The sequence below is a fragment of the Amycolatopsis sp. VC5-11 genome (genome assembly GCF_037034185.1).
GTDB lineage: Bacteria > Actinomycetota > Actinomycetes > Mycobacteriales > Pseudonocardiaceae > Amycolatopsis > Amycolatopsis nivea.
Window position 1 is genome coordinate 191,542 of record NZ_JBAGKF010000007.1, and the last position, 22,543, is coordinate 214,084.

The window sequence follows — 22,543 nt, forward strand, 5'->3', positions numbered from 1 at the left end:
GGCGCTAGATCAGCGCCCGGATCGCCTTCTCGAACCCGGTCACGTGCTCGAGCGTCAGCGCCGAAGCCTTCTTCGCGTTCCCCTCGGCGATCGCCGTCAGCAGCGGCGAGTGCTCGTCCACGTGCCCGGCCATGCCGCGCAGCCGGGGGAGGAACACACACCAGATCCGGGTCGCGAGGTTGTCGTAATGAACGAGCGTGTCTTCGAAGAACGGATTGTGCACGCAGCGGTAGATCGCGCGGTGGAGTTCGAGATCGGTGCGCAGGAGTTCGGCGTTTTCCCTCGGTGTGGCCGAATCCAGCTGGTCGCGCAGCCGGACCAGATCGGCGCGGTCCTCGTCGGTCGCGCGCGTGGCGGCGGACGCCGCGGCGGTCGGTTCGAGGGTGCGCCGGACCTCGGAGATGTGGGCGAGGTCGGAGATGTTGACGTCCGTGGCGAACGTGCCGCGACGCGGGTACGCGACCACGAGCCGTTCGGTTTCGAGGCGCTTCAGCGCTTCGCGGATCGGTGTGCGGCCCATGTCGAGGACGCTGCCCGCCCACTCCTCGTTGATCGGGTCGCCCGGCTTGATGTCGAGCATGACGAGGCGGTCGCGCAGGAACTCGTAGGCGCGTTCGGCCAGCGACGGTGCGGCGGCCGGGATGACGTGGTTGACCGGGGTGCTCACCCGGCTTACTCTACAGCGAAGATTGATATATCAGTAGTCGACCAGTCGTCCGATACGGGAGGCCAGCCGGAATGACCACGACGGACCAGCCCCGGCCGCCGGGCGCGGACCTCCCGGACCATCCGGATTTCCTCTGGCGGGACCCGGAGCCGCGGCGCGCGTACGACGTCGTCGTGGTGGGCGGCGGCGGGCACGGCCTCGCCACCGCCTACTACCTCGCCAAGGTGCACGGCATCACGAACGTCGCCGTGCTGGAGAAGGGCTGGCTCGCCGGCGGGAACATGGCCCGCAACACGACGATCATCCGCTCCAACTACCTGTGGGACGAAAGCTCCGGCATCTACGAGCATTCGCTCAAGCTGTGGGAGGGCCTCGAGGAAGACCTCGGCTACCCGATCCTGTTCAGCCAGCGCGGCGTGCTGAACCTCGCGCACAGCCTGCAGGACGTCCGCGACAGCGTGCGCCGGGTGAACGCCAACCGGCTCAACGGGATCGACGCGGAATGGGTCGACGCGGACGGGGTCAAGGAGCTCTGCCCGATCGTCAACACCTCGCCGGACGTCCGGTACCCGGTGCTCGGCGCGACCTACCAGCCGCGCGCCGGGATCGCCAAACACGATTACGTGGCTTGGGGTTTCGCCCGCGCGGCGGCCGCGATGGGCGTCGACCTGATCCAGAACTGCGAGGTCACCGGCATCGACACGCGGGACGGCAAGGTCGTCGCGGTCGAGACGAGCCGGGGCCGGATCGCCGCCGGGAAGGTCGCGCTGTGCGCGGCCGGGCACAGTTCGGTGCTGGCGCGGATGGCCGGGATCGACCTGCCGCTGGTGTCGCATCCGCTGCAGGCGCTCGTGTCGGAACTGCTCGAACCGGTGCACCCGACGGTGGTGATGTCGAATGCCGTGCACGTCTACGTTTCCCAGGCGCACAAGGGCGAACTCGTGATGGGCGCGGGCATCGACTCCTACGCCGGCTACGGCCAGCGCGGCGCGTTCCACATCATCGAGGACCAGATGGCCGCCGCGCTGGAGCTGTTCCCGGTGTTCGCGCGGGCGCACCTGCTGCGGACCTGGGCGGGCATCGTCGACGTGACCCCGGACGCGTCGCCGATCGTCGGGCTGACCCCGGTGGAGAACCTGTACCTCAACTGCGGCTGGGGGACCGGCGGGTTCAAGGCCACGCCGGGCGTCGGCGACTGCTTCGCGCACACCGTCGCGAAGGGCAAACCGCATCCGTACGCCGAACCGTTCGCCCTCGACCGGTTCACCACCGGCGCGCTCGTCGACGAGCACGGCGCCGCCGCCGTCGCGCATTAGGAGCCACTGTGCAGCTGATTCCCTGCCCCTGGTGCGGTCCCCGCGAGGAGACCGAATTCCACTACGGCGGCCAAGCCCACGTCGCGTACCCGCAGGAACCGGCGGCGCTGTCGGACGAGGAGTGGGCGAAGTACGTCTTCTTCCGCGCCAACCCGAGCGGCCCGCTCGCCGAGCGCTGGACGCACAGCGCCGGCTGCCGCCGCTGGTTCAACGCCGTCCGCGACACCCGCACCCACGAACTCGCGGCGGTCTACCGCCTCGACGAACCCCGGCCGGTGATCCCATGACCTTCCGCCTCCCCAGCGGCGGCCACGTCGACCGCGACACCCTGCTCCAGTTCACCTTCGACGGCCGCGTCCTCAATGGACACCCCGGCGACACGCTCGCGTCCGCGCTGCTCGCCAACGGCGTGCACCAGGTCGCGCGGAGCGTCAAGCTCGGCCGCCCGCGCGGCATCATGGCGGCCGGGGTCGAAGAGCCGAACGCGGTGGTGCAGCTGGAAAAGCCGTTCCCCGAACCGATGCAGACCGCGACCACCGTCGAGCTGTACGACGGCCTGGTCGCGCGCAGCCTCTCCGGCCAGGGCCGGTTGGCGACCGAACCGGACCCCGCACGGTACGACGCGAAGCACCTGCACTGCGACGTGCTCGTGGTCGGCGCCGGTCCGGCCGGGCTCGTCGCGGCCCGCACGGCGGCACGGACTGGAGCGCGGGTCGTGCTGGTGGACGACCAGCCCGAACCCGGCGGTTCGCTGCTCGGCTCGAACGAATACCTCGACCTCAAGCCTGCGATCGAGTGGGCCCGCGCGATCGCCGACGAGCTCCGCGCGACCCCGGACGTCGAAGTACTCGACCGGACCACCGCCTTCGGTGCGTACGACGACGGTTTCGTCCTGGCCGTGCAGCATCGGACGTCCGGTGCGGCCCGGCAGCGCGTCTGGCGGATCCGTGCGCAGCAGACCGTCCTGGCGACCGGCGCGCACGAACGCCCGATCGTGTTCCCGGACAACGACCGCCCCGGCATCCTCCTCGCCAACTCCGCACGGACGTACCTCCACCGGTACGGCGTCGTCCCCGGCCGCCGCGCCGTCGTGTTCACCATGGACGATTCCGCCTACGCCGCCGCGATCGACCTCGCCGACGCTGGCGTGGAAATCCCGCTGGTGGCCGACGTCCGCCCGGCCGCCCCGGAAAACTGGGCCGCCGCCTGCGCGGAACGGGGGATCGAAGTCCGGGCCGGGGCCGCGGTGACGGGGACGGAGGGGACCGAACGCGTCACCGGCGTGCGCGTAGCCGGGGAACTGATCCCGTGCGACACGCTCCTGGTCTCGGGCGGCTGGACCCCGGCGGTCCACCTGTTCAGCCAGCAGCGCGGCCCCCTGCGCTACGAACCCGCGCTCGGCGCGTATCTCCCCGACGGCGACCTCCCGGCCGCGCGCGTGGCAGGCAGCGCCAACGGAACCTTCGACTTTGCCGGGTGCGTGCGAGAAGGCCGGGAGGCGGTAGCCGGGGCACCGGAGGAGAACCCGCTCCCGGTCTCGGACGCGCGTCCCCGCGAGCTGGCCCCCGCCGTCGAATGGCAGATCCCCGGCGCGGAGTCCGAAGTGGACACCCGCTTCGTGGACCTGCAGCGCGACGCCACCGTCTCCGACGTGCTCCGCGCGACCGGCGCAGGCCTCACCTCGCTGGAGCACGTCAAGCGCTACACCACCATCGGCACGGCGCACGACCAGGGCAAAACCTCCGGCATGCTCGCCGCCGGGATCACCGCCGAAGCCCTCGGCGTCGACCTCGCGGACCGCCGCCCGACCACCTACCGCCCGCCGTACACGCCCGTCGCCTTCGCGGCGCTGGCCGGGCGGAACCGCGGCGAGCTGCACGACCCCGTCCGCGTCACCGCGCTGCATTCGTGGCACGTCGAGCACGGCGCGGAATTCGAGAACGTCGGCCAGTGGAAGCGCCCGTGGTATTACCCGCAACCCGGAGAGGATCTCCACGCGGCCGTGCGACGGGAATGCCTTGCCGCCCACACCGACGTGGCCATGATGGACGGTTCCACCCTCGGCAAGATCGACGTGCAAGGCCCGGATGCCGCCGAGTTCCTCGACCTGCTCTACACGAACCTGATGAGCACGCTCAAGGTCGGCCGGATCCGGTACGGCGTGATGTGCGGCGTCGACGGGATGGTGATCGACGACGGCACCGTCATCCGCGTGGCCGAGGACCGTTTCCTCGTCACCACGACGACCGGCAACGCCGCGATGGTGCTGGACTGGATGGAGGAGTGGCTGCAGACCGAGTGGCCGCACCTGCGCGTGTTCGCCACCTCGGTCACCGAGCACTGGGCCACAGTCGCGCTCGTCGGCCCGCGTTCGCGCGAGATCCTGGCGGGCCTCGCGCCGGAGCTGGACGTCAGCAACGACGCCTTCGGCTTCATGGCCTGGCGCGACGCCGAGGTGGCCGGGATCGCCGCGCGGGTGTGCCGGATCAGCTTCTCCGGCGAGCTCGCTTACGAGATCAACGTGCCCTCTTGGTACGGCCTCGCGCTCTGGGAAGCGCTGGCGGCGCAAGGAATCACGCCGTACGGCACCGAAACCATGCACGTCCTGCGCGCGGAGAAGGGCTACCCGATCATCGGCCAGGACACCGACGGCACGGTAACCCCGCAGGACCTCGGCATGAGCTGGGCGGTGTCCAAGAAGAAGGCCGATTTCCTCGGCAAACGGTCCTTCTCCCGGGCGGAAAACCTGCGCCCGGACCGCAAGCAGTTCGTCGGCCTGCTGCCGGCCGATCCGACGGTGCTGCTGCCGGAGGGCGCACAGATCATCGAGACCCCGCACGTCCCGAAGCCGCCGGTCCGCATGCTCGGCCACGTCACCTCCAGCTACCCGAGCGCCGCGCTGGACCGCACCTTCGCGCTCGCCCTCGTCCGCTCCGGCCGGGAACGGATCGGGGAGACGCTGTACGTCCCGGTCGGCGACGAGGTGGTGCCGGTGACGGTGACCGAATCCGTGCTCTACGACAAGGAGGGGGACCCGCCGTGACGGCTAAGACCCTGTCTCCGCTCGCGGAGCACGCGAGCCTGCTCGCCGGCTGCGCGCCGGCCGTGCTCGCCGAGGAACGTCCGTTCGTCTCGCAGCTCAACGTCCGCATCCGCGAAGGCCACGACGCCGCAGCGGCCGTGCTCGGCACCGCGCTGCCGGACGTCTGCCGGTTCACCAGCGGCATCGGCGACGTCCTGTGGCTCGGCCCCGACGAGTACCTCGTGCTCGACGCACCCGAAGGCACCGAAGAAGCACTGCGGGAAGCGATCGCCGTCGGCGCGGTGACCGACGTGTCCGCGCAGCGCACCACGGTGCGGCTGGCCGGACCGGCGGCCCGCGACGTCCTGGCGCACGGCTGCGCCGTCGACCTCCACCCGAAGGCCGCGCCGCCGGGCACCTGCGTCCAGACGCTGTACGCCCGCACCGGAATCGTCCTGCTGGTGCGGGAAGCGGGCGAGTTCACCGTGCTCGTGCGCCAGTCGTTCGCCCCCTATTTCGCCGCCTGGCTCGCCGACGCGGCGCTGGAATACCGAGAGGAGGAGTCTTGACCCAGTTCACCTTGACCCTGCACTGCCCCGAGCGCTCCGGGATCGTGCACGCCGTGACGACGTTCCTCGTGAGCAACGGCTGCGACATCGTCGAGCACCAGCAGTTCGACGACGACGTGCACGGGGAACTCTTCCTGCGCACCGAATTCGCCTGCGCCGGACCGGCCACTGTGGACGATCTCACCCGCGAGTTCGACGTCGTCGCCCGCGACTACGCCATGCGGTACCGGTTCTCCGACCGCACCCCGGACCGGCTGCTGGTGATGGTGTCGAAGGCCGGGCACTGCCTCAACGACCTCCTCTTCCGCTGGCGCGCGGGCGCGCTCGGCGCGGAAATCGCGCTCGTCGCGTCCAATCACGAGGACCTGCGCCCGATGGCCGAGGCCGCAGGGCTGCCGTTCGTGCACATCCCGGTCACCCCGGCGACCAAGCCGGAGGCCGAACAGCGCCTGCTCGACCTGGTGCGGGACCACGACATCGACCTCGTCGTGCTCGCCCGCTACATGCAGGTCCTCTCCGACGAGCTGTGCCAGAAGCTCCAGGGCCGCGCGATCAACATCCACCACTCGTTCCTGCCCGGCTTCAAGGGCGCGAAGCCGTACGCGCAGGCCTACGACCGGGGCGTCAAGTACGTCGGCGCGACCGCGCACTACGTGACCCCCGAACTCGACGAGGGCCCGATCATCGAACAAGAGGTGCAGCGGGTCGACCATTCGCACTCGCCGCGCGCGCTCGCGACCGTCGGCCGCGACGCCGAAGCCCTCGCGCTTTCCCGTGCGGTGCGCTGGCACTGCGAGCGGCGCGTTCTCCTCAACGGCAACCGGACCGTCGTCTTCCGCTGACCTATCCCAGGGAGTTCTCATGACCCGTGTCGTGATCATCGGCGCCGGAATCGTGGGCGCGAACCTCGCCGACGAGCTGACCCTGCGCGGCTGGACCGACGTCACCGTGCTCGACCAGGGCCCGCTGCCGCTGACCGGCGGTTCGACGTCGCACGCGCCCGGGCTGGTGTTCCAGACCAACCCGTCCAAGGCGATGACGGAATTCGCCGGCTACACCGTCGCGAAACTGCTCGACCTCGGCTGTTTCGAGCAGGTCGGCGGCATGGAGGTGGCCAGCACCGCGGCGCGCTGGGAGGACCTGAAACGCAAGCACGGCTGGGCGACGTCGTGGGGCGTCGAGGCGCGGCTGATCGACCCGGACGAGTGCGTCCGCCGCTGGCCGATGCTGGACGAGGACCGGATCTTCGGCGCGCTGTACGTCCCGACCGACGGGCTCGCCGTCGCCTCCCGCGCGGTGGACGAGCTGATCAAACGGGCTTCGTCGCGCGGTGCCCGGTTCGTCGGCTCGACCCGCGTGACCGGCATCGAGCAGGCGCATGGGCACGTCACCGGCGTCAAGACGGCCGACGACGTGGTCCCGGCCGACATCGTGGTGTCCTGCGCCGGATTCTGGGGCCGGGAGATCGGCGAGATGGCCGGCATGGCCGTGCCGCTCCTGCCGCTCGCGCACCAGTACGCGAAAACGGGCCAGCTCGCCGAACTGGCCGGGGCCGACCCGGTGCACCCGGCGCTGCCGATCCTGCGGCACCAGGACCAGGACCTGTACTTCCGCCAGCACGGCGACCGGCTCGGCATCGGCTCGTACGCGCACCGCCCGATGCCGGTGGACAAGTTCGCCGAGCCCGGCGAGGTCACCGCGTCCGCGATGCCGTCGATGCTGCCGTTCACCGAGGACGATTTCGCGCCGTCGTGGGAGGAAAGCAAGCTCCTGCTGCCCGCGCTCGGCCGGACCAAGGCGGAGGAGGGCTTCAACGGCATCTTCTCCTTCACCCCGGACGGCGGTTCGCTCGTGGGCGAATCGAGCGACGTCCGCGGATTCTGGATCGCCGAGGCCATCTGGGTCACGCATTCCGCGGGCATCGCGAAGGCGGTCGCGGAGTCTATTGTGGACGGCCGCTCCGAAACCGATCTGCACGAACTGGACGTGCACCGGTTCGAGGACGTCCAGCTGGCCCCGGAGTACATCAGCGAAACCGCGCAGCAGAACTTCGTGGAGATCTACGACGTGCTGCACCCGCTGCAGCCCCGGCTTTCCCCGCGCGACCTGCGGGTCAGCCCGTTCCACGCCCGGCAGCGCGAGCTGGGTGCGGTGTTCCTGGAGGCGGGCGGCTGGGAACGCCCGCACTGGTTCGAGGCCAACGCGTCGCTGCTGAAAGACCTGCCGCACGACTTCCTCCCGCCCGCGCGCGACGCTTGGGCCGGGCAGTTCCACTCGCCGATCGTGGCGGCAGAGGCCTGGCACACCCGAAACCGCGTCGCGATGTACGACATGACCCCGCTGAAGCGCGTCGAGGTGAGCGGGCCGGGTTCGCTGGAGTTCCTGCAGGGGCTCACGACGAACCAGCTGGCGAAATCGGTCGGCTCGGTGACTTACACGCTGATGCTGGACGACGCGGGCGGCGTGCGCAGCGACATCACCGTGGCACGGCTGGAACCGGAGCTGTTCCAGGTCGGCATCAACGGGAACATCGACGTCGCGTACCTGCGCAGCCGCGCCCCGGAAGGCGTCCGGGTCGTCGACACCACCGGGGGCACCTGCTGCATCGGGGTGTGGGGTCCGCTCGCCCGGGACCTGGTGCAACCGCTGTCGGCGGAAGACCTTTCGCACACCGGGCTCAAGTACTTCCGCGGCCGCCGGGCCCGGATCGCCGGGGTGCCGGTGACCGTCCTGCGACTGTCCTATGTGGGCGAACTCGGCTGGGAGATCTACACCTCCGCGGACAACGGCCAGCGCCTGTGGGACGCGCTGTGGCGCGCCGGGCAAGGGCTAGGCGTCATCGCGGCCGGGCGCGGCGCGTTCAACAGCCTCCGGCTGGAGAAGGGCTACCGGCTGTGGGGCACCGACATGACCACCGAGCACGACCCGTACGAGGCCGGGGTCGGGTTCGCGGTGCGCCCGGCGAAGGGCGAGTTCGCCGGGCGGGCCGCCATCGACGGCCGCAGCGAAGAGACCTCGGCGCGGCGGCTGCGCTGCCTCACCGTGGACGACGGCCGGACCGTCGTGCTGGGCAAGGAACCGGTGTTCGTGGACGGCGCCGCCGCGGGGTACGTCACGAGCGCGGCTTACGGCTACACGATCGGCCGTCCCATCGCGTACGCCTGGCTGCCCGGCTCGGTGGCGATCGGCGACCAGGTGGAAATCGAGTATTTCGGACGGCGAGTCGCCGCGACGGTAGCCGCGGAACCGCTGGTCGACCCCGGGATGGAGCGCATCCGGCGCTGAGTGGAAGGGACCCTGCCATGCGGGACCAGATCGTGAGCGACTTCCTGAACACCCTCGCCCGGCCCGCGATCCCGGCTCCGGCCGGGGCGACGGTCGCGGCCCTCGCCCTGGCCCAAGCGGCGGCCCTGCTCAGCCGGGCCGCCGGCGGCGACGCCGAAGCGGACCAGTTGACCCGGCACGCGTTGCGGCTGGCGGAGATCGACGCCCACGCCGTCACGCACGACGTGCCCGACCGCGCCCAGCCCGCCGCGGACGTGGTCGCCGTGGCAGTGGAGGTAGTCCGGGTGGCGGAACGGCTGCTGTCCATTGTGGACCCGACGGCCCTGCCGGACGTCTCCGCGGCGGCGGAAATGGCGCGTTCGTCCGCGATGACCGCACGGGTCGCCGTCGAAGCCCGGCACGGCGTCCTGCTGGCCGCGGAGCCGGACGAGATCGCCGAGAGAGCCGCCCGGGTCACGGAGGCGGTGCGGGTCCGTGAAGGACTCCTCGAAGGAATCTGATTCCCTCAAGGAGCCCTTCACGGACGTCGAGCGGCGGACCGCGGCGGGGGACGCGAGCGGCGGCGGCCGGACAGTGGCAAGATCTGCGGTGTTCCCCAGGAGACCCGTCCCCGAGAACACCGCAGTGAGGATCGCCGCATGGCTGTGCCGCCCCTGCTCACGCTGAACAACTCGGTCGTCATCCCGCAGCTCGGACTCGGCATGTACCAAGTCCGGCCGGACCAGGTCGCGAAGGTCGTCGCGACGGCGTTCGAAGCCGGGTACCGCAGCATCGACACTGCCGCCATGTACGGCAACGAAGCCGAAGTCGGCGCGGCGGTGCGGGAGTCCGGGCTGCCGCGCGAGGACGTCTTCGTGACCACCAAGGTCTGGAACACCGACCACGGCTACGACAACACCCTGCGCGCGTTCGACCGCAGCGCCGAAGCCCTCGGCCTCGGCCCGGTCGACCTGTACCTGATCCACTGGCCGAAACCGGAGCTGGACCGCTACGTCGAGACCTGGCGCGCGCTCGAACTCCTGCTCAACGAGGGCCGCGTCCGGGCGATCGGCGTGTCGAACTTCGGCGTCGACCACCTGCGCCGCCTACTCGACGAGACCGACGTCGTGCCGGTGGTCAACCAGGTCGAACTGCACCCGTGGCAGCAGCAGGCCCCGCTGCGCGCGTTCCACGCCGAGCACGGCATCGCGACCGAGGCGTGGAGCCCGCTGGCCCGCGGCCGGAACCTGAACGACCGGGTGATCACGGCGCTGGCGGCGAAGTACGGGAAGACGCCCGCCCAGCTGGTGCTGCGCTGGCACCTGCAGCTGGGCATCATCGCGATCCCGAAGTCGGCGACCCCGTCGCGGATCCGGGAGAACGCGGACGTGTTCGACTTCGAACTCGCCGAGGACGACCTGCTGGCCCTGGCAGAACTCGACTCCTGAACGGCTGGTCGGGAAGCGCGGATGCCCGCCGCGGCTTCGGGAATCAAGGCCTGGCCCGGCCGCGCCGCTCCGCCTCAGCCCAGGGCGCATGCGCGTCGCAGCGGCAGTCAGCTGCGCGGATGCCGGTCGCTGCGGCTTCGGGAGCCCAAGAGCTGCCCAGGATGCTCCGCGCCGCCTCAGCCCAGGGCGCGTGCGCGTAGCTGCGGAGGCAGCCAGCTGTGCGGGTTTTGGCGACTTCCTCGCGGCCCCGGAAACACCGCACCGCCCCAGCCGGGGGAGGAGGCGGTGCTTGCCGTTCGAGGGGGCGCATGCCCGTCGTTGCGGTGCCAGGCTGCTGCGCGGGTTCTGGCGATGTCCTCGAGGCTTGCCCCACATACACCGCACCGCCCCAGCCCAGTCGAGGGCGGAGGCGGTGCCAGCGGGTTCGAAAATCAGGAAGCGCGGATTCCCGCCGCCGCGAAGTCGGCCAGCTGGGCCGGTTCCTTGAGGAACGCGCGGAAGCTCTGCGTGCCGCGCTGCTGGACCTCGTCGATCGTCTTCCCGGACAGGCCGACGAACGGGTAGTCCGCGGGCGGGCCGGAGCCGATCGGCATCGCGGGGGAGCCGATGACGTCCGGCTTGGACTTCGAGAGCTGGGTCACCCAGTACGACGATTCGGGGATCCAGCCGTCGGGCAGGCCGCCGATCGTGTCGAGCGAGGATTTGCCGGTGAGCGCGCTCAGCACCTCGGAGGCGGGCTTGCTCTGCACGGCCACGTGCACGCAGCTGCCGTGGACCTGGGTGAGGTCCTGGTTCCAGCGCGCCGCCGCGGTCTCGACCGGCTTGGCGATCTGCGGGGTCACGACGATCCGGACGTCGGTGCGGCCGCCGTTGCAGCTGGCGGCCTGCGCCTCGGCGCGGTTGTTGAGCACGCTGTCGGCCCAGTTCCAGCCGACCACGCCGAGCGTGGCCAGCACCACGAGCCCGACGGCCACGAGAGGCCACTTCGCGATCCGCCTGCGAGGCGCCTTCTTGGCGACGATCCGGTGCGACCCGGTCGTCTCGCTGCGGCCGGCGGGCCGCTTCGGCGGGTCGAGAGGGTGCGGCACCGGCTCCTCGGGCAGGCTGTGACGCCCCATCGTTGTCCTTTCGTGACTTGCACAACACGCTCAGTTATGCAATCGAACCGTTATCACTCTATCAGGCCAGCGACCTGCGGTGAATACCGTTACGCAGAGTTGTCAGCTCCACGGCCGGGCGACTCCGGCACGGGATCCGGCGGCTGGGCCGGGTCGGCGAGAAGGTCGCGGCAGAGGCCGATCAGACGGGCCCGCAGCGGCGCGGCCCGCTCGGCGAATCCGGCCTGGGCGCGGGCGTAGGAGGCCCGCCCTTCGGCGGTCTCGATCGGCACCGGCCGGTAGCCGTAGTCCGCTAGATCGTACGGGCTGGCCCGCATGTCCAGTTCACGGACGTCCGCGGCGAGCGCGAAACAGTCGCCGACCAGCTCCGCGGGCACGAACGGATCGAGCTTGTAAGCCCACTTGAAAAGATCCATGTTCGCGTGCAGGCAGCCCGGCTGCTCCAGCGCGACCTGCGATTCCCGGGTCGGCTCCAGGGTGTTCCGCGGCCGCGCCGGACCGGTGAAGAACCGGAACGCGTCGTAGTGCCCGCACCGGATGTCCATCGATTCCACGACCCGGTCGGTCCCGGCCGAGCCGAGCCGCAGCGGGACCTGCGCGTGCCGGACCGAGTCCGCGGGCTCGCGGTAGACCATGGCCCATTCGTGCAGCCCGAAGCAGCTCAGCCGCGGCGCTCGCGAAGCTGTGGCCGAGAGCAGCTTCAGTACGAACTCCGCGGTGCGCGCCCGGCGGCCGGTGAACGCCGCCGGGTCGAGCATCACCCCGGCCTCGGTCTCGACATAGGCCGGACGCTCGAGGAACCGCCGCGCGGACGCTCCCGCGAGCACCACGCCCGGACCCGGCTGCCAGCGTTCGAGATGCCCCGGCCGGTGCGAGTAGTAGGTGAACAGGAAATCCAGCACGGGGTGTTTCTCGCCCCGCGCCCGGCGTTCCTGGTGCGGCCCGGTCCACGCGCGCATCCGCTCGGCGTGCGCTCGCTCCCGGGCCTGCCAGTCCGCCTCGGCGAGCACGACCACGCTCATGCCGCCACGTGGGTGCCGTCGCGCACGGTCCCCACGTACTCCTCGACGAGGTCTTCCAGCGCCACCACGCCGACGGCCGCGCCGGAAGCGTCGAGCGCCCGCGCGAGGTGGCTGCCTTCCTTGCGCATGGCCGAAAGCGCGACGTCGAGCCGCGCGTCCGACCGCAGTTCGGTGAGCGGCCGCGTCTTGTCGTCCGGCACCACCGTGTCCGGGTCCTGGCCGACGAGGTCGAGCACGTCCTTCACGTGGATGTAGCCGGTGAGCGAACCGTCGTCGGTGCACACCGGGAAGCGCGAGAACCCGGTGGTGGACACCGCCCGCTCGACGTCGCCGAGCGTCGGCCCGCAGGGGAGCGTCGTGAGCTCCGAGGTGGGCACCAGCACGTCCGCGACGGTCTTGGCGACCGACGACAGCGTCTGCGAAAGCCGCCGGTGCTCGGACTGGTCGAGCAGCCCTTCCTGGCGCGATTCGCTGAGCAGTTCGGCGAGTTCGTCGGAGCTGTACGCGGTCTCCAGTTCGTCCTTCGGCTCCACCTTCATCAGGCGCAGCAGCGAGTTCGCGACGAAGTTGAGGAACGCGATGACCGGGTTCGCCACCTTCACCCACGCCACGTGGACCGGCACGAGCCACAGCGCGAGCCGCTCCGGTTCGGCGATCGCGAGGTTCTTCGGCACCATCTCGCCGATCAGCACGTGCAGCATGGTGATGAACGCCAGCGCGATCGCGAACGAAATCGGGTGCAGCAGCTGGTCGGGCAGGCCGAGCAGATCGAAGAACCCGGACAGCCGGTGCGCGACCGCGGGCTCGCCCAAGCGGCCGAGCAGCAGCGAGCAGATGGTGATCCCCAGCTGCGCCCCGGCGAGCATCTGCGAGACGTGCTTGCTCGCGTTGATCACGATCTGCGCGCGGGTCTTTCCCTGTTCCAGCAACGCTTCCAGCCGGTCGCGGCGCGAGGAGATCAGGGTGAATTCCGCGCCGACGAAGAACGCGTTGGCCAGCAGCAGGACCACGACGAGGGCGATGTTCAGCCAGTCGCTCACGCGGTCACCTCGCGTTCGGCCGGGCGCACCTGGACCTCGGCGACGCGGTGCCGGTCCATGCTGGTGACCGCGAGCCGCCAGCCGTCGACCTCGACGGCGTCGCCCTCGGCCGGGATCGCGCCGAGCCGCTCCAGGATCAGCCCGGCGATCGTTTCGTAGTCGCCCTCGGGCATCCGGAACCCGGTGATGTCGCGGACCTCGTCCGCGCGCAGCTGCCCGGACACGAGCCAGCGGTCCGCGCCGAGCTGCTGCGCGGCCGGGGCCTCGCGGTCGTCGTGCTCGTCGCGGACGTCGCCGATGATCTCCTCGACCACGTCCTCCAGCGTGACCAGCCCGGCGGTGCCGCCGTACTCGTCCACCACGATCGCCAGCTGGTAGCGCGAATCGCGCAGCCGGTTCAGCAGATCGTCGCCGGGCAGCGATTCCGGCACCGTCGGCACCGGCCGCATCGCCGACCGGATCCGCGTGGTCGCGCGGTCGGCGGCCGGGACGGCGAACGCCTGCTTGACGTGCACCGCGCCCTGGACGTCGTCGAGATCCTCGGTGTAGACGGGGAACCGCGAGAACCCGGTGCGCCGCGAGATGTCGATGAGGTCGTCGATCGTGTCGTCCACGGTGAGCGATTCGACCTGCACGCGCGGGGTCATCAGCTCGTCCGCGGTGCGGTCGCCGAAGCGCAGGGAGCGGTCCAGCAGCTCCGCGGTGGACGTGTCGAGCTTCCCGCTTTCCGCGCTGGAGCGGACGATCGAGCCCAGCTCCTGCGGCGACCGCGCGGAACGCAGCTCCTCCTGCGGCTCGATGCCGAACTTGCGGACGAGGAAGTTGGCGCTGTTGTTCATCAGCGTGATGAGCCAGCGGAACAGCGCCGAGAACCGGGCGTGGTAGCCGGAAACCGCGCGCGCGGTCGGCAGCGGCCGCGCGATCGCGATGTTCTTCGGCACCATCTCGCCGAGAATCATCGACAGGAACGTGGCCAGCACCAGCGCGACCGCCACCGCGACCCCGGACGCCGCCGAAGCGGGCAGGCCGGTCGCGTCGAGCAGCGGGCGGACCAGGTCGCCGATGAGCGGTTCGGCGAGGAAACCGGTGATCAGCGTGGTGAGCGTGATCGCGACCTGCGCGCCGGAGAGCTGGAAGCTCAGCGTGCGGTGCGCCTTCTGGACGGTGCGCGAACGCTTGTCACCGACCTGGCGGACGTCCGCGTCGACCGTGCTGCGCTCGAGCGCGGTCAGCGAGAACTCGGCCGCCACGGCGAGACCGGTGCCGATCGTGAGAAGAAGGAAGAGCAGCACGCCGAGCACGGAAAGCAGGACGTGGATCACAGCGCACCGTCCGGGACGGCGGAACGGACGGCGGGCGGAAAGCCGGGTCGATGCGGACCCGGCCCGGTACTGTCACCGGGCGATGGCGCAGCGCGCACGGATGGAAGTCACTCCTCGGCATAACGGGTTTGTAGTGCGACGATGCCGACAATCGTACCGGGTCCGGGCAGCCGTGCGGCGACAGGACGCGAACCTGGTGCCCGTTTTTCCGCCCGCCGCTGCGGGAACCGAGCTCCCGCCTGCGGCATCCCAGGCCGCTGACGTGCTCCAAGCCCTCGTGCCGCGTTGCGGTTTCTGAACAGGGTGAGCGCGGCGCTCGCCAGCGATGCGGAACTCCGGCGGACGAGACGCGCCGGACGGCTTCCCTCCCGCTGCGGTCCGTGAAGGGCTCCTTGAGGGAATCTGATTCTGTCAAGGAGCCCTTCACGGACCTCGCCAAACGCGCGCGCCCGCCGCAGCAGGGGAGAACCCCGCGGGCGCAGTGCGCGAAGCTGCCCGCTGGCGCAGTGCGCGAAGCTGCCGTTGCCGTTGCCGTTGCCGTTGCCCGCCCTGCGGCCGTTGCCCGTCCCGCGGCCGTCGCCCGCCCTGCGGCCGTCGCCCGCCCTGCGGCCGCTGCCTGCCGCTCGGTGCCTCTGCCCTTGCTGCCTGCCCTGTTTGCTCTGGCCCGCCTCGCCGCCTCGCCGCCTGCTGCCGCTGCTCGCCGCGCCTGCGCCCGGCTGCTGGACGCGGCCGGACTGGCACGAATGTCCGTGAGGGGTCCCCTCACGACCTCAACGAGACCACGCCACCCGCCCGAACGCGGCCGCGCGTCCGTCCACAGTGGTGCTTCAGCGCGGCCGTCGCCCCAGCAACGCCACCAGCCGGTCCGGAGCCGCCGCGTTGCGGCCGGCCGCGACTGGCGGGTCGAACAGCCCGAGCCCCTGCCAGTCGTCAATCATCGGGCGCAGCACGTCGAGCAGCCGCCCGGCGAGGACGTCCGGGACCGGGTTCGGGCGGCCGAGCGCGGTGGCGAGGTCCCAGCCGTGCACGGCGAGGTCGAGCGTCATCTGCCAGCCGTACTCCTCGGCGGGCACCAGTCCGAACGAGACGTGCACGGTGCGACGCAGCGCGCCGGGGGAGAGCCACGCTTCGCGGGCGGCGGCGGACGCCTTCTCCCACGCCGAGAGTGGGTCGTCGCCGAGGACGTCTCCGTCGTAGCGGGTGCCGACCTCGTCGAGGGTCGCTCCGGCGAGCAGATGGGGTACCCAGAGTTGTTCGACGGCCAGATGATTCACCAGATCGCGTACCGACCAATCGGTGCACGGCGTGCCGCGGGCCCAGTCGCCGGGACCGGCCGCGCGCACGGCGGCGTCGAACACGTCCAGTGCGCTGCCGTGGGCGGCGAGGAGATCCACGGGGCACATTGAACACGATTCAGCTGCGCGCGCCCGGCCGGTGCCGTCGCACGGTCTCTTCGACCAGGTCCAGCACCGGGCCCAGATCGTCGCCCGGGAGGCCCATCGCGAGGTGCGACACGAGCCCTTCCAGCACGAGTTCCAGGAACGCGGTCAGCACGCTGACGTCGACGTCGTCGCGCAGGTTGCCCGCCTTGCGCTGCCATTCGAGACGGTCGCGGGTCGCCTCGGTCAGCTGCTGCGAGCGTTCCGCCCACCGGCCGCGGAACTCCGGGTCGGTGCGCAGCCGCCGCGAGACCTCCAGCCGCGTGCCGAGCCAGTCCGCCGGATGTTCGCTGTTCCCGGCCAGCAGGTCGCGCATGACCTGGACCAGGCCCTGTTCGGCGACGACGTCGGCCATCCGCACCGCGTCGTCCTCGGCGAGGGCGAGGAAGAGCGATTCCTTGTCGCGGAAGTGGTGGAAGATCGCCCCGCGCGACAATCCGGTGGCTTCTTCCAGACGGCGGACCGTGGCACCCTCGTAGCCGTAGCGTGCGAAACACACGCGCGAGCCGTCGAGGATCTGCCGGCGGCGTGCGTCGAGGTGATCCTGGCTGACCCGTGGCATCCTGAAATCCTGACATCGAGGACCGGGTTCTCGCAATCCGTACGTACGTACTGTGACGAGACGGCGGAACGGATGCGCGCCGTCACACTGGCGGGTTCTCGGCTGACACGACCGGGCCGGTTGACTACGCTGTGCACATCACGACGTGAGCACCGGAAAGGGAGCGGCCTTGGTCATCGGCGAGTCGGGCCGTGCGCGCGGCGGTTTCGCCATGGACGCGGCGGAGCTGACCGCGGTCATCCGGTTGTGGGAGGACCAGCTCGCGAAGATCGCCGCCGACGGCCGTGCGATCGACGAGATCCTCGCGGTCTTCGCCGCCCCCGGCTCGGACCCGGCGAGCACGGAGTACGCCGCCGCCGGCGCGGACTCCCTGCACACGCTGCGCGACCAGAACGAGGCGCTGCGCCGGTACGCCGCCGGATACCTCGACAAGCTGCGCGCCGCGCGGGACCGGACGACCGAGGCGGACCAGGCCGGCGCCGACCTCAGTCGCGGCCGGTAAGCGGACGGCCCCGGCCGCGCACGAAGGGAACCAGGTGGACGGCAAGCAGATCTTCGACAACTTCCGCGGCGGCGACACGTCCGGTTTGCGTGCCGCCGCGGCGAAGGTCCAGGAGCTTTCGGCGGCCTACCTGGAGCGCGCGCAGAGCGTGAAAGAACTTCAGGAGCGGATGGCGCGCTCGTGGACCGGCGATTCCGCGGATGCCGCGAAGGCGGGTGCGGGACCGGTCGAGGCTGGGTTCCGGGAGTCGGTCGACCCGCTCGACCTCACCAGCGCGTCGATGGACACCCAGGCCAGCAGCTTCGAAAGCTCCCGGCACGCGGTCGTCGACGTGCCGCCCCGCCCTGAGCGGCCGCAGCCGTGGGCCGGGCCGTTGCAGGCGGTGCTGCCCGCGTCGGCCGCGCCAGTGTCCTTTCAGGACAGCATCGACCGGTTCCACGGCGCGAACGAGAACAACGTCCGGGTGATGGAGCAGTACCACGGCGTCACCGCGAACACGAAACGCGTGCTGCCGAAGCAATACGGCCCGATCGTCGCCGACGGCGTCGCGGTCCGCCGGACCACTTCGGACAGTACGGCCACGCAGACCGCCGCGAGCCACGACCGGAACGGCCCCGGCGCCGCGGTGCTGCCCGCTCCGGTGAGCGAACCGTCCCAGCGCGGCTCGGGCCCGGCGGTCGGCGGCGCGCCCGTCGCGGCGGGCGGCCCCGGGGACGGCCTGCACTGGCGGCCGGAGTACCTCCTCGAGTCCGATCCGGAGGGCGCGTTCGGGGCGGACGGTTCGGCGACCCAGCCGGTTCTCGGCGACGAGGAGGAGTAGCCGGTGGCCGATCCGGCGGGACGGGTGGACGTCCCGGTCGAAGCGCTCGCGGCGCTGGCCGAACGCGAGCAGGTGGGCCGGTTGCACGTGACGCTGCGGCCGGATCCGGCGTGGCTGTCGGAAACCGAACGCGACGAAGCCGCCAAGCGGGTGGACGACGCGCTGGCGCTGGCCGGCCTGGTCGACTCGCGCGGCCGGGCCACGGTGGACTTCCTGGACTGGCTGCCGCTGCTCGTGCGCCCGGTGGTCGAGTACTACGGCTGGGTCGCGACCGGCGACCGCACGTACGGCGTGCTCGCCGCGGCCAGCGGACTGCAGGCGGTGCTCGCGGTGTCGGACGGCGAACACGTCGGCGTCCAGGAGATCGACCGCGAACGCGTGCTGGAAACGCTGGTGGAGCAACTGCCCGCGGTGGGCCCGGGCGGCGGATACGTGCGCACCGTGCGCGTCGCGGACCTGACCGAAGCCGCCCGTCGCGGCGAGGACGCTTTTCCGTTGGACCCGGTGCTGTCGGACGTGCTAACCCTGGTGCAGCGTCCGGTGCACGGAAGCGGAGAGCTGTACGCGGGACGACGCGACGACGTCGGCCGGTACGTCCGGTTGGAAGAACCCCTGCACTACGCGGACACGGACTGGGGCCGGTACCTGAGCTACACCGTCGGGGCCGGGCCGGACGCGGAAATCCGGATCGGGCCGGCCGGCCCGGCCGAACTGTGCGGTGCGCTGCGGGCTCTGGAGCGCACCCTGAACTGAGGGGACGCTGCGGTGCGCTATCCGGAAATCGAACCGTACGACAGCGGCCTGCTGGACGTCGGCGACGGCCACCGGGTGTACTGGGAAACCTGCGGCAACCCCGAGGGCAAACCGGTCGCCGTCCTCCACGGCGGCCCGGGAACCGGCTGCAGCGAAGGCATGCGGCAGTTTTTCGACCCGGAGAAATATCGAATCGTCCTGCTGGACCAACGCGGCTCCGGCCGCAGCACTCCGCACGCAGGCGACACCGTAGAAGCGCTGAAGGCGAACACCACCAGCCACCTGATCGCAGATCTGGAATTGCTGCGAGAAACCTTGAAAATCGACCGCTGGCAACTCTTCGGCGGCTCCTGGGGCTGCGTACTGGGCCTGGCTTACGCGGAACAGCATCCCGAACGAGTGACGGAAATCGTCATGATGGGCCTGGCCACCGACCGCCAGATCGAAATCGACCAGCTGACCGGCGGCCTCGCAGAAATGTTCCCGGAAGCCTACGCAAGCTTCCGCGACGGCGTACCGGAAACCGAACGAGACGGCGACCTGTCAGCGGCCTACTACCGCCTGCTCACCGACCCAGACCCCGCAGTCCACGAGCCAGCCGCACAACGTTGGTGCGCTTGGGAATCCGCCATGCTCCCCGGCGTTCCGCCGTCCCCGAAATTCGAAGACCCCCGCTTCCGCCTGGCCTTCGCCAGAATGGTCACCCACTACTTCTCCCAAGGCTGCTTCCTGGAAGACGGCGGAATCCTCCGCAACGCAGGCAAACTGGCCGGAATCCCGACAGTCCTGGCACAAGGCATCCTGGACCTGAGCAGCCTGGCAGGCACCCCCTGGCTCCTGGAACAAGCAATCCCGGACGCAGAACTAATCCTGGTAAGCGGCGCAGGCCACACGACAGCAGTCCCCTCGATGGAACACACCCTAATCGCAGCCACCGACAAATTCGCCGCCCGTCCCTGAAGGAGCCCTTCACGACCTTTTCGGTACGTGAGGGCCACCCTGAGGGAATCTGATTCCCTCAGGGTTCCCTTCACGACCCTCGCCCCGCCCACGACCCGCCCCGCATCCACCCGGGATTCGCCCCAATGCGGCATTGGGTGCATCAGACGCAACGAACGCCACTTTGGGTGCATCGCACGCACCCAATGCCACTTTGGGGCGCTAGCCCCGCCGCGAACGAAACCGCCACCGATGCACCCAACAATCGGTGCACCCACACCACCCCCGCACCCCGATACGAAGCCAAAATGCGGTCTGAGGGTGCTTGTCAAGGCATCTTTCCCGCCTTGACAAGCACCCTCAGACCGTCATCACAATCAGCTTCGGGGTGCCCCACGCAACCAACAGGCGCAATGTCGCCGCCAGGCGACGAGCCGCCTCTCCTACGGAATCATCAACGCAGGCACCCCCGTCGGACTCGACGCCTCCGCATTCCGCGCCTCCCGAGTAGCTTCAGCCTGCCGCAACGCAGTAACCCGAGGCGGAACCCGATCCAAGTGCCACTCCGCCAACACCAACGCCACCTTGGCCTGCATCTCCGTCCGCAACCGCAAGAACGAATCAGCCGGATCCGCCCCGACCTCCCCGAGCAGCAACCACCAAGCCCAAGCCGCAGCCCCGGCATTGGCGATAAAGTCCGGAATCACCGCAACCCCACGAGCCGACAACGCCGCCTCGGCCTCCGGAGTAGTAGCAGCGTTAGCCGCCTCCACCACCACCTTGGCCTTGACGAGATTCTCGTTGTCCACCCGCAACGCGTAAGAAATGGCCGCCGGAACAAAGATATCCGCCTCAGCAGCCACCACCACCTCCCGCGGCAGCGACTGGACGCCTTCCGGCAACCGCCCCCGGTCAACCTCCCCGAACCGGTCCCGCAACTCCAGCAACGCGGGAACGTCCAACCCCTCCGGGTCGTACAACGTCCCAGCCGCATCCGCGACAGCCACGACCTTCATCCCCGCCTCGTGGAGGTACCAAGCCGCGCCGCCCCCCATCGTCCCGATCCCCTGAATGGCGACAGTCGTCTCCGGAACAGCCCACCCCCAGGTGTTGGCAGCCCCGAGACAAGCCTGTGCCACCCCGTACCCGCCGATCACGTCCCCGAGCAACTGCCCGCCGGGAACCGGCGCGTTCAGCCCAGCTTGAACCCGCCGAAGCGTGCGCGCCGGATCAGCCGACCGGCGGATCGCGGCGTGGTACGACTGCTCCAGCCCGAGCGTCGCGAAAACCTCGTCGATGAGATGCTGCGGCACCCCCAGGTCCTCCGCGGTCACCCAGCTGGAGTCCAGCCAGGGACGCAGGAACTCGCAGAACCGGGTGAGCACACCGGTCGCGCGCGGGTCCTTGGGGTCGAAGTCGATGCCGCCCTTCGCGCCGCCGACCGGGAGGTTGAACGCGGCCGTCTTGTTCGCCATGCCGCGCGCGAGGTCGGCCACCTCGTCGACCGTGCAGCCGGCGCGCATTCGCGTGCCGCCCGTGGCGACGCCGGAAACCAGGCTGTGCACGACCAGGTAGCCGCGCGCGCCCGTGACCGGGTCCGTCCACGTGAGCTTCATCAGCGGTTCGGCGATCCGCGTGTCCATCGAGCCACTCACCTCCTCGAGTCCTTGGCAGCGCGCTTCGCCGCCTGCTTCCGAGGGTGCTGCCACTTCGGGGGCCGCGTCCATTTACCGAATGTGCACGAAGTTGTTTAGGGTTCGTACATGGAGCTTTCGTTGCACCGCTTGAGGATGCTCCGCGAACTGCACCGCAGGGGCACGGTCACCGCGGCTGCCGCGGCGTTGCATTACACCGCTTCGGCGGTGTCGCAGCAACTCGCGCAGCTGGAACGCGACGTCGGCGCGAAGCTGTTCGAGCGGCTCGGCCGCCGGGTCCAGCTGACCGAACTCGGCATCCTGCTCACCGAGCACGCCGAGGAGATCCTGGGTTCGGTCGAGCGCGCGACGCTCGCGCTGGAGGAAGCGCAGGGTTCGATGTCCGCGCGGCTCACCGCGGGAGTCTGGGCGTCGGTGGCGTCCGGCTTGCTGCCGACCGCGCTCACCGCGCTGGCCGCGGATTACCCGGGAATCCAAGTGCGGACGAAGGAACTGGCCCCGGAGGCGACCGCGGACGCGGTGCGGGACGGCTCGCTGGACCTGTCGTTCGTCATCGACTACTCGGATGCCCCGATGGAGTGGAGCGACGGGCTGGAGCGCGCGGTCGTGGCGGTGGAACGGCTGCACGCGGCGGTCCCGGCGGGCGCGCTGCAGTCGGCCACGGTGCCGCTCGACGCGCTCGCGGAGCATCCGTGGATCCTGGCGAGCCCTAAGTCCCATTTCGGCCGCGCGATCCGGATTGCCTGCCAGCGGCACGGTTTCCAGCCGAAAATCAATCACGAGGTCGAGGAGCAGTCGACCGCGATGGCGATGGTGGGCGCCGGGCTCGGCGTCACCCTGGTGTCCGACCTCGGCCTGCGGCTGCTGCGCCCGCCGGGAATCGACGTCGTCGCGTTGGCCCCGCCGCTGCTGCGGACGGTGTCGATCGCTTATCGCCGCACGGAGATCCGGCGGCCGGCGTTGCACCTGGTGGTGGCGGCGGTGCAGGAAGCGGCGGCGGAGCTGGGACTGGGGACCGAGCCCGCTCTGCCGTGAGCCCGGGGCGCCCCGGATGGAGCAGTGCCCGCCAGGTTGATCCATTCGGT

Annotated in this window: 21 protein-coding genes; 13 read left to right on the plus strand and 8 right to left on the minus strand. The window is 70.5% G+C overall.

Features of this window, described 5'->3' with window-relative positions:
* Positions 1-4: 4 nt before the first annotated feature.
* The gene (locus WA670_RS22560; RefSeq protein WP_199817716.1) at positions 5-667 is read right to left on the minus strand and encodes a GntR family transcriptional regulator; all 663 of its coding nucleotides are present in this window, start codon (positions 665-667) and stop codon (positions 5-7) included.
* 71 nt (positions 668-738) lie between these two features.
* Here WA670_RS22560 and WA670_RS22565 point away from each other — a divergent pair, with 71 nt between their 5' ends.
* The 8 genes from WA670_RS22565 (at position 739) to WA670_RS22600 (ending at position 10,286) form a co-directional block, all read left to right on the plus strand.
* Positions 739-1,983, plus strand: coding sequence for a sarcosine oxidase subunit beta family protein (locus tag WA670_RS22565; RefSeq protein ID WP_134733982.1), 1,245 nt, complete (start codon positions 739-741; stop codon positions 1,981-1,983).
* 8 nt (positions 1,984-1,991) lie between these two features.
* The gene (locus tag WA670_RS22570) at positions 1,992-2,270 is read left to right on the plus strand and encodes a sarcosine oxidase subunit delta (protein WP_037814329.1); all 279 of its coding nucleotides are present in this window, start codon (positions 1,992-1,994) and stop codon (positions 2,268-2,270) included.
* Entirely contained in the window at positions 2,267-5,026 is a 2,760-nt protein-coding gene (locus tag WA670_RS22575) for a 2Fe-2S iron-sulfur cluster-binding protein (RefSeq protein ID WP_442893118.1), read from the plus strand. The genes WA670_RS22570 and WA670_RS22575 overlap by 4 nt, the downstream gene beginning before the upstream one ends.
* Positions 5,023-5,574, plus strand: coding sequence for a sarcosine oxidase subunit gamma (locus tag WA670_RS22580; protein WP_275291948.1), 552 nt, complete (start codon positions 5,023-5,025; stop codon positions 5,572-5,574). The genes WA670_RS22575 and WA670_RS22580 overlap by 4 nt, the downstream gene beginning before the upstream one ends.
* Complete coding sequence (gene purU / locus WA670_RS22585) at positions 5,571-6,416, plus strand: formyltetrahydrofolate deformylase (RefSeq protein ID WP_037814327.1); 846 nt, start codon at positions 5,571-5,573, stop codon at positions 6,414-6,416. Before WA670_RS22580 ends, purU begins: the two co-directional genes overlap by 4 nt.
* 19 nt (positions 6,417-6,435) lie before the next feature.
* A complete protein-coding gene (locus WA670_RS22590) occupies positions 6,436-8,859 on the plus strand; it encodes a GcvT family protein (RefSeq protein WP_336158771.1) in 2,424 nt (807 codons plus the stop codon).
* Between the two features lie 17 nt (positions 8,860-8,876).
* A complete protein-coding gene (locus WA670_RS22595; protein WP_336158772.1) occupies positions 8,877-9,359 on the plus strand; it encodes a hypothetical protein in 483 nt (160 codons plus the stop codon).
* Between the two features lie 138 nt (positions 9,360-9,497).
* Positions 9,498-10,286: an aldo/keto reductase gene (locus WA670_RS22600; RefSeq protein ID WP_037814324.1), complete on the plus strand. Its 789-nt coding sequence runs from the start codon at positions 9,498-9,500 to the stop codon at positions 10,284-10,286.
* 431 nt (positions 10,287-10,717) lie between these two features.
* Here WA670_RS22600 and WA670_RS22605 read toward each other — a convergent pair whose 3' ends face one another.
* The 6 genes from WA670_RS22605 to WA670_RS22630 all read right to left on the minus strand — a co-directional run bounded on the left by WA670_RS22605 (position 10,718) and on the right by WA670_RS22630 (position 16,789).
* Positions 10,718-11,404 (minus strand): hypothetical protein, encoded by a 687-nt coding sequence (locus WA670_RS22605; protein ID WP_336158773.1) that lies wholly within the window; start codon positions 11,402-11,404, stop codon positions 10,718-10,720.
* Between the two features lie 89 nt (positions 11,405-11,493).
* Entirely contained in the window at positions 11,494-12,426 is a 933-nt protein-coding gene (locus tag WA670_RS22610) for a 3-methyladenine DNA glycosylase (protein ID WP_336158774.1), read from the minus strand.
* Entirely contained in the window at positions 12,423-13,466 is a 1,044-nt protein-coding gene (locus tag WA670_RS22615; RefSeq protein ID WP_037814302.1) for a hemolysin family protein, read from the minus strand. Before WA670_RS22615 ends, WA670_RS22610 begins: the two co-directional genes overlap by 4 nt.
* A complete protein-coding gene (locus tag WA670_RS22620) occupies positions 13,463-14,785 on the minus strand; it encodes a hemolysin family protein (RefSeq protein ID WP_439098637.1) in 1,323 nt (440 codons plus the stop codon). The genes WA670_RS22615 and WA670_RS22620 overlap by 4 nt, the downstream gene beginning before the upstream one ends.
* An 830-nt stretch (positions 14,786-15,615) precedes the next feature.
* Entirely contained in the window at positions 15,616-16,182 is a 567-nt protein-coding gene (locus WA670_RS22625) for a TIGR03086 family metal-binding protein (protein WP_336158775.1), read from the minus strand.
* Between the two features lie 19 nt (positions 16,183-16,201).
* Positions 16,202-16,789 (minus strand): TetR/AcrR family transcriptional regulator, encoded by a 588-nt coding sequence (locus tag WA670_RS22630; RefSeq protein WP_037814298.1) that lies wholly within the window; start codon positions 16,787-16,789, stop codon positions 16,202-16,204.
* A 145-nt stretch (positions 16,790-16,934) separates the two neighbouring features.
* Between WA670_RS22630 and WA670_RS22635 the strand changes: the two genes are divergently transcribed.
* Genes WA670_RS22635 through pip form a run of 4 tightly spaced genes read left to right on the plus strand, consistent with a single transcriptional unit; the run spans position 16,935 to position 19,824 of the window.
* Positions 16,935-17,291 (plus strand): hypothetical protein, encoded by a 357-nt coding sequence (locus WA670_RS22635; protein ID WP_043838036.1) that lies wholly within the window; start codon positions 16,935-16,937, stop codon positions 17,289-17,291.
* A gap of 34 nt (positions 17,292-17,325) precedes the next feature.
* Positions 17,326-18,111 (plus strand): WXG100 family type VII secretion target, encoded by a 786-nt coding sequence (locus WA670_RS22640; protein WP_275291955.1) that lies wholly within the window; start codon positions 17,326-17,328, stop codon positions 18,109-18,111.
* Positions 18,112-18,135: 24 nt separating this feature from the next.
* Positions 18,136-18,864: an ESX secretion-associated protein EspG gene (locus tag WA670_RS22645; protein WP_107051067.1), complete on the plus strand. Its 729-nt coding sequence runs from the start codon at positions 18,136-18,138 to the stop codon at positions 18,862-18,864.
* Positions 18,865-18,876: 12 nt separating this feature from the next.
* Positions 18,877-19,824 (plus strand): prolyl aminopeptidase, encoded by a 948-nt coding sequence (gene pip, locus WA670_RS22650; RefSeq protein ID WP_336158776.1) that lies wholly within the window; start codon positions 18,877-18,879, stop codon positions 19,822-19,824.
* 422 nt (positions 19,825-20,246) lie between these two features.
* Here pip and WA670_RS22655 read toward each other — a convergent pair whose 3' ends face one another.
* Positions 20,247-21,446, minus strand: a complete 1,200-nt coding sequence (locus WA670_RS22655; RefSeq protein ID WP_336158777.1) for a Glu/Leu/Phe/Val dehydrogenase dimerization domain-containing protein — start codon at positions 21,444-21,446, stop codon at positions 20,247-20,249.
* Between the two features lie 120 nt (positions 21,447-21,566).
* Between WA670_RS22655 and WA670_RS22660 the strand changes: the two genes are divergently transcribed.
* Positions 21,567-22,493, plus strand: coding sequence for a LysR family transcriptional regulator (locus WA670_RS22660; protein ID WP_336158778.1), 927 nt, complete (start codon positions 21,567-21,569; stop codon positions 22,491-22,493).
* Positions 22,494-22,543: the final 50 nt, after the last annotated feature.

Bases quoted from the DNA above. Each gene is read 5' to 3' on its own strand.
- WA670_RS22595 (WP_336158772.1), top strand. From the start codon at position 8,877: ATGCGGGACCAGATCGTGAGCGACTTCCTGAACACCCTCGCCCGGCCC.
- WA670_RS22610 (WP_336158774.1), bottom strand. From the start codon at position 12,426: ATGAGCGTGGTCGTGCTCGCCGAGGCGGACTGGCAGGCCCGGGAGCGA.
- WA670_RS22605 (WP_336158773.1), bottom strand. From the start codon at position 11,404: ATGGGGCGTCACAGCCTGCCCGAGGAGCCGGTGCCGCACCCTCTCGAC.
- WA670_RS22590 (WP_336158771.1), top strand. From the start codon at position 6,436: ATGACCCGTGTCGTGATCATCGGCGCCGGAATCGTGGGCGCGAACCTC.
- WA670_RS22655 (WP_336158777.1), bottom strand. From the start codon at position 21,446: ATGGACACGCGGATCGCCGAACCGCTGATGAAGCTCACGTGGACGGAC.
- WA670_RS22565 (WP_134733982.1), top strand. From the start codon at position 739: ATGACCACGACGGACCAGCCCCGGCCGCCGGGCGCGGACCTCCCGGAC.
- WA670_RS22575 (WP_442893118.1), top strand. From the start codon at position 2,267: ATGACCTTCCGCCTCCCCAGCGGCGGCCACGTCGACCGCGACACCCTG.
- WA670_RS22630 (WP_037814298.1), bottom strand. From the start codon at position 16,789: ATGCCACGGGTCAGCCAGGATCACCTCGACGCACGCCGCCGGCAGATC.
- WA670_RS22660 (WP_336158778.1), top strand. From the start codon at position 21,567: ATGGAGCTTTCGTTGCACCGCTTGAGGATGCTCCGCGAACTGCACCGC.
- WA670_RS22600 (WP_037814324.1), top strand. From the start codon at position 9,498: ATGGCTGTGCCGCCCCTGCTCACGCTGAACAACTCGGTCGTCATCCCG.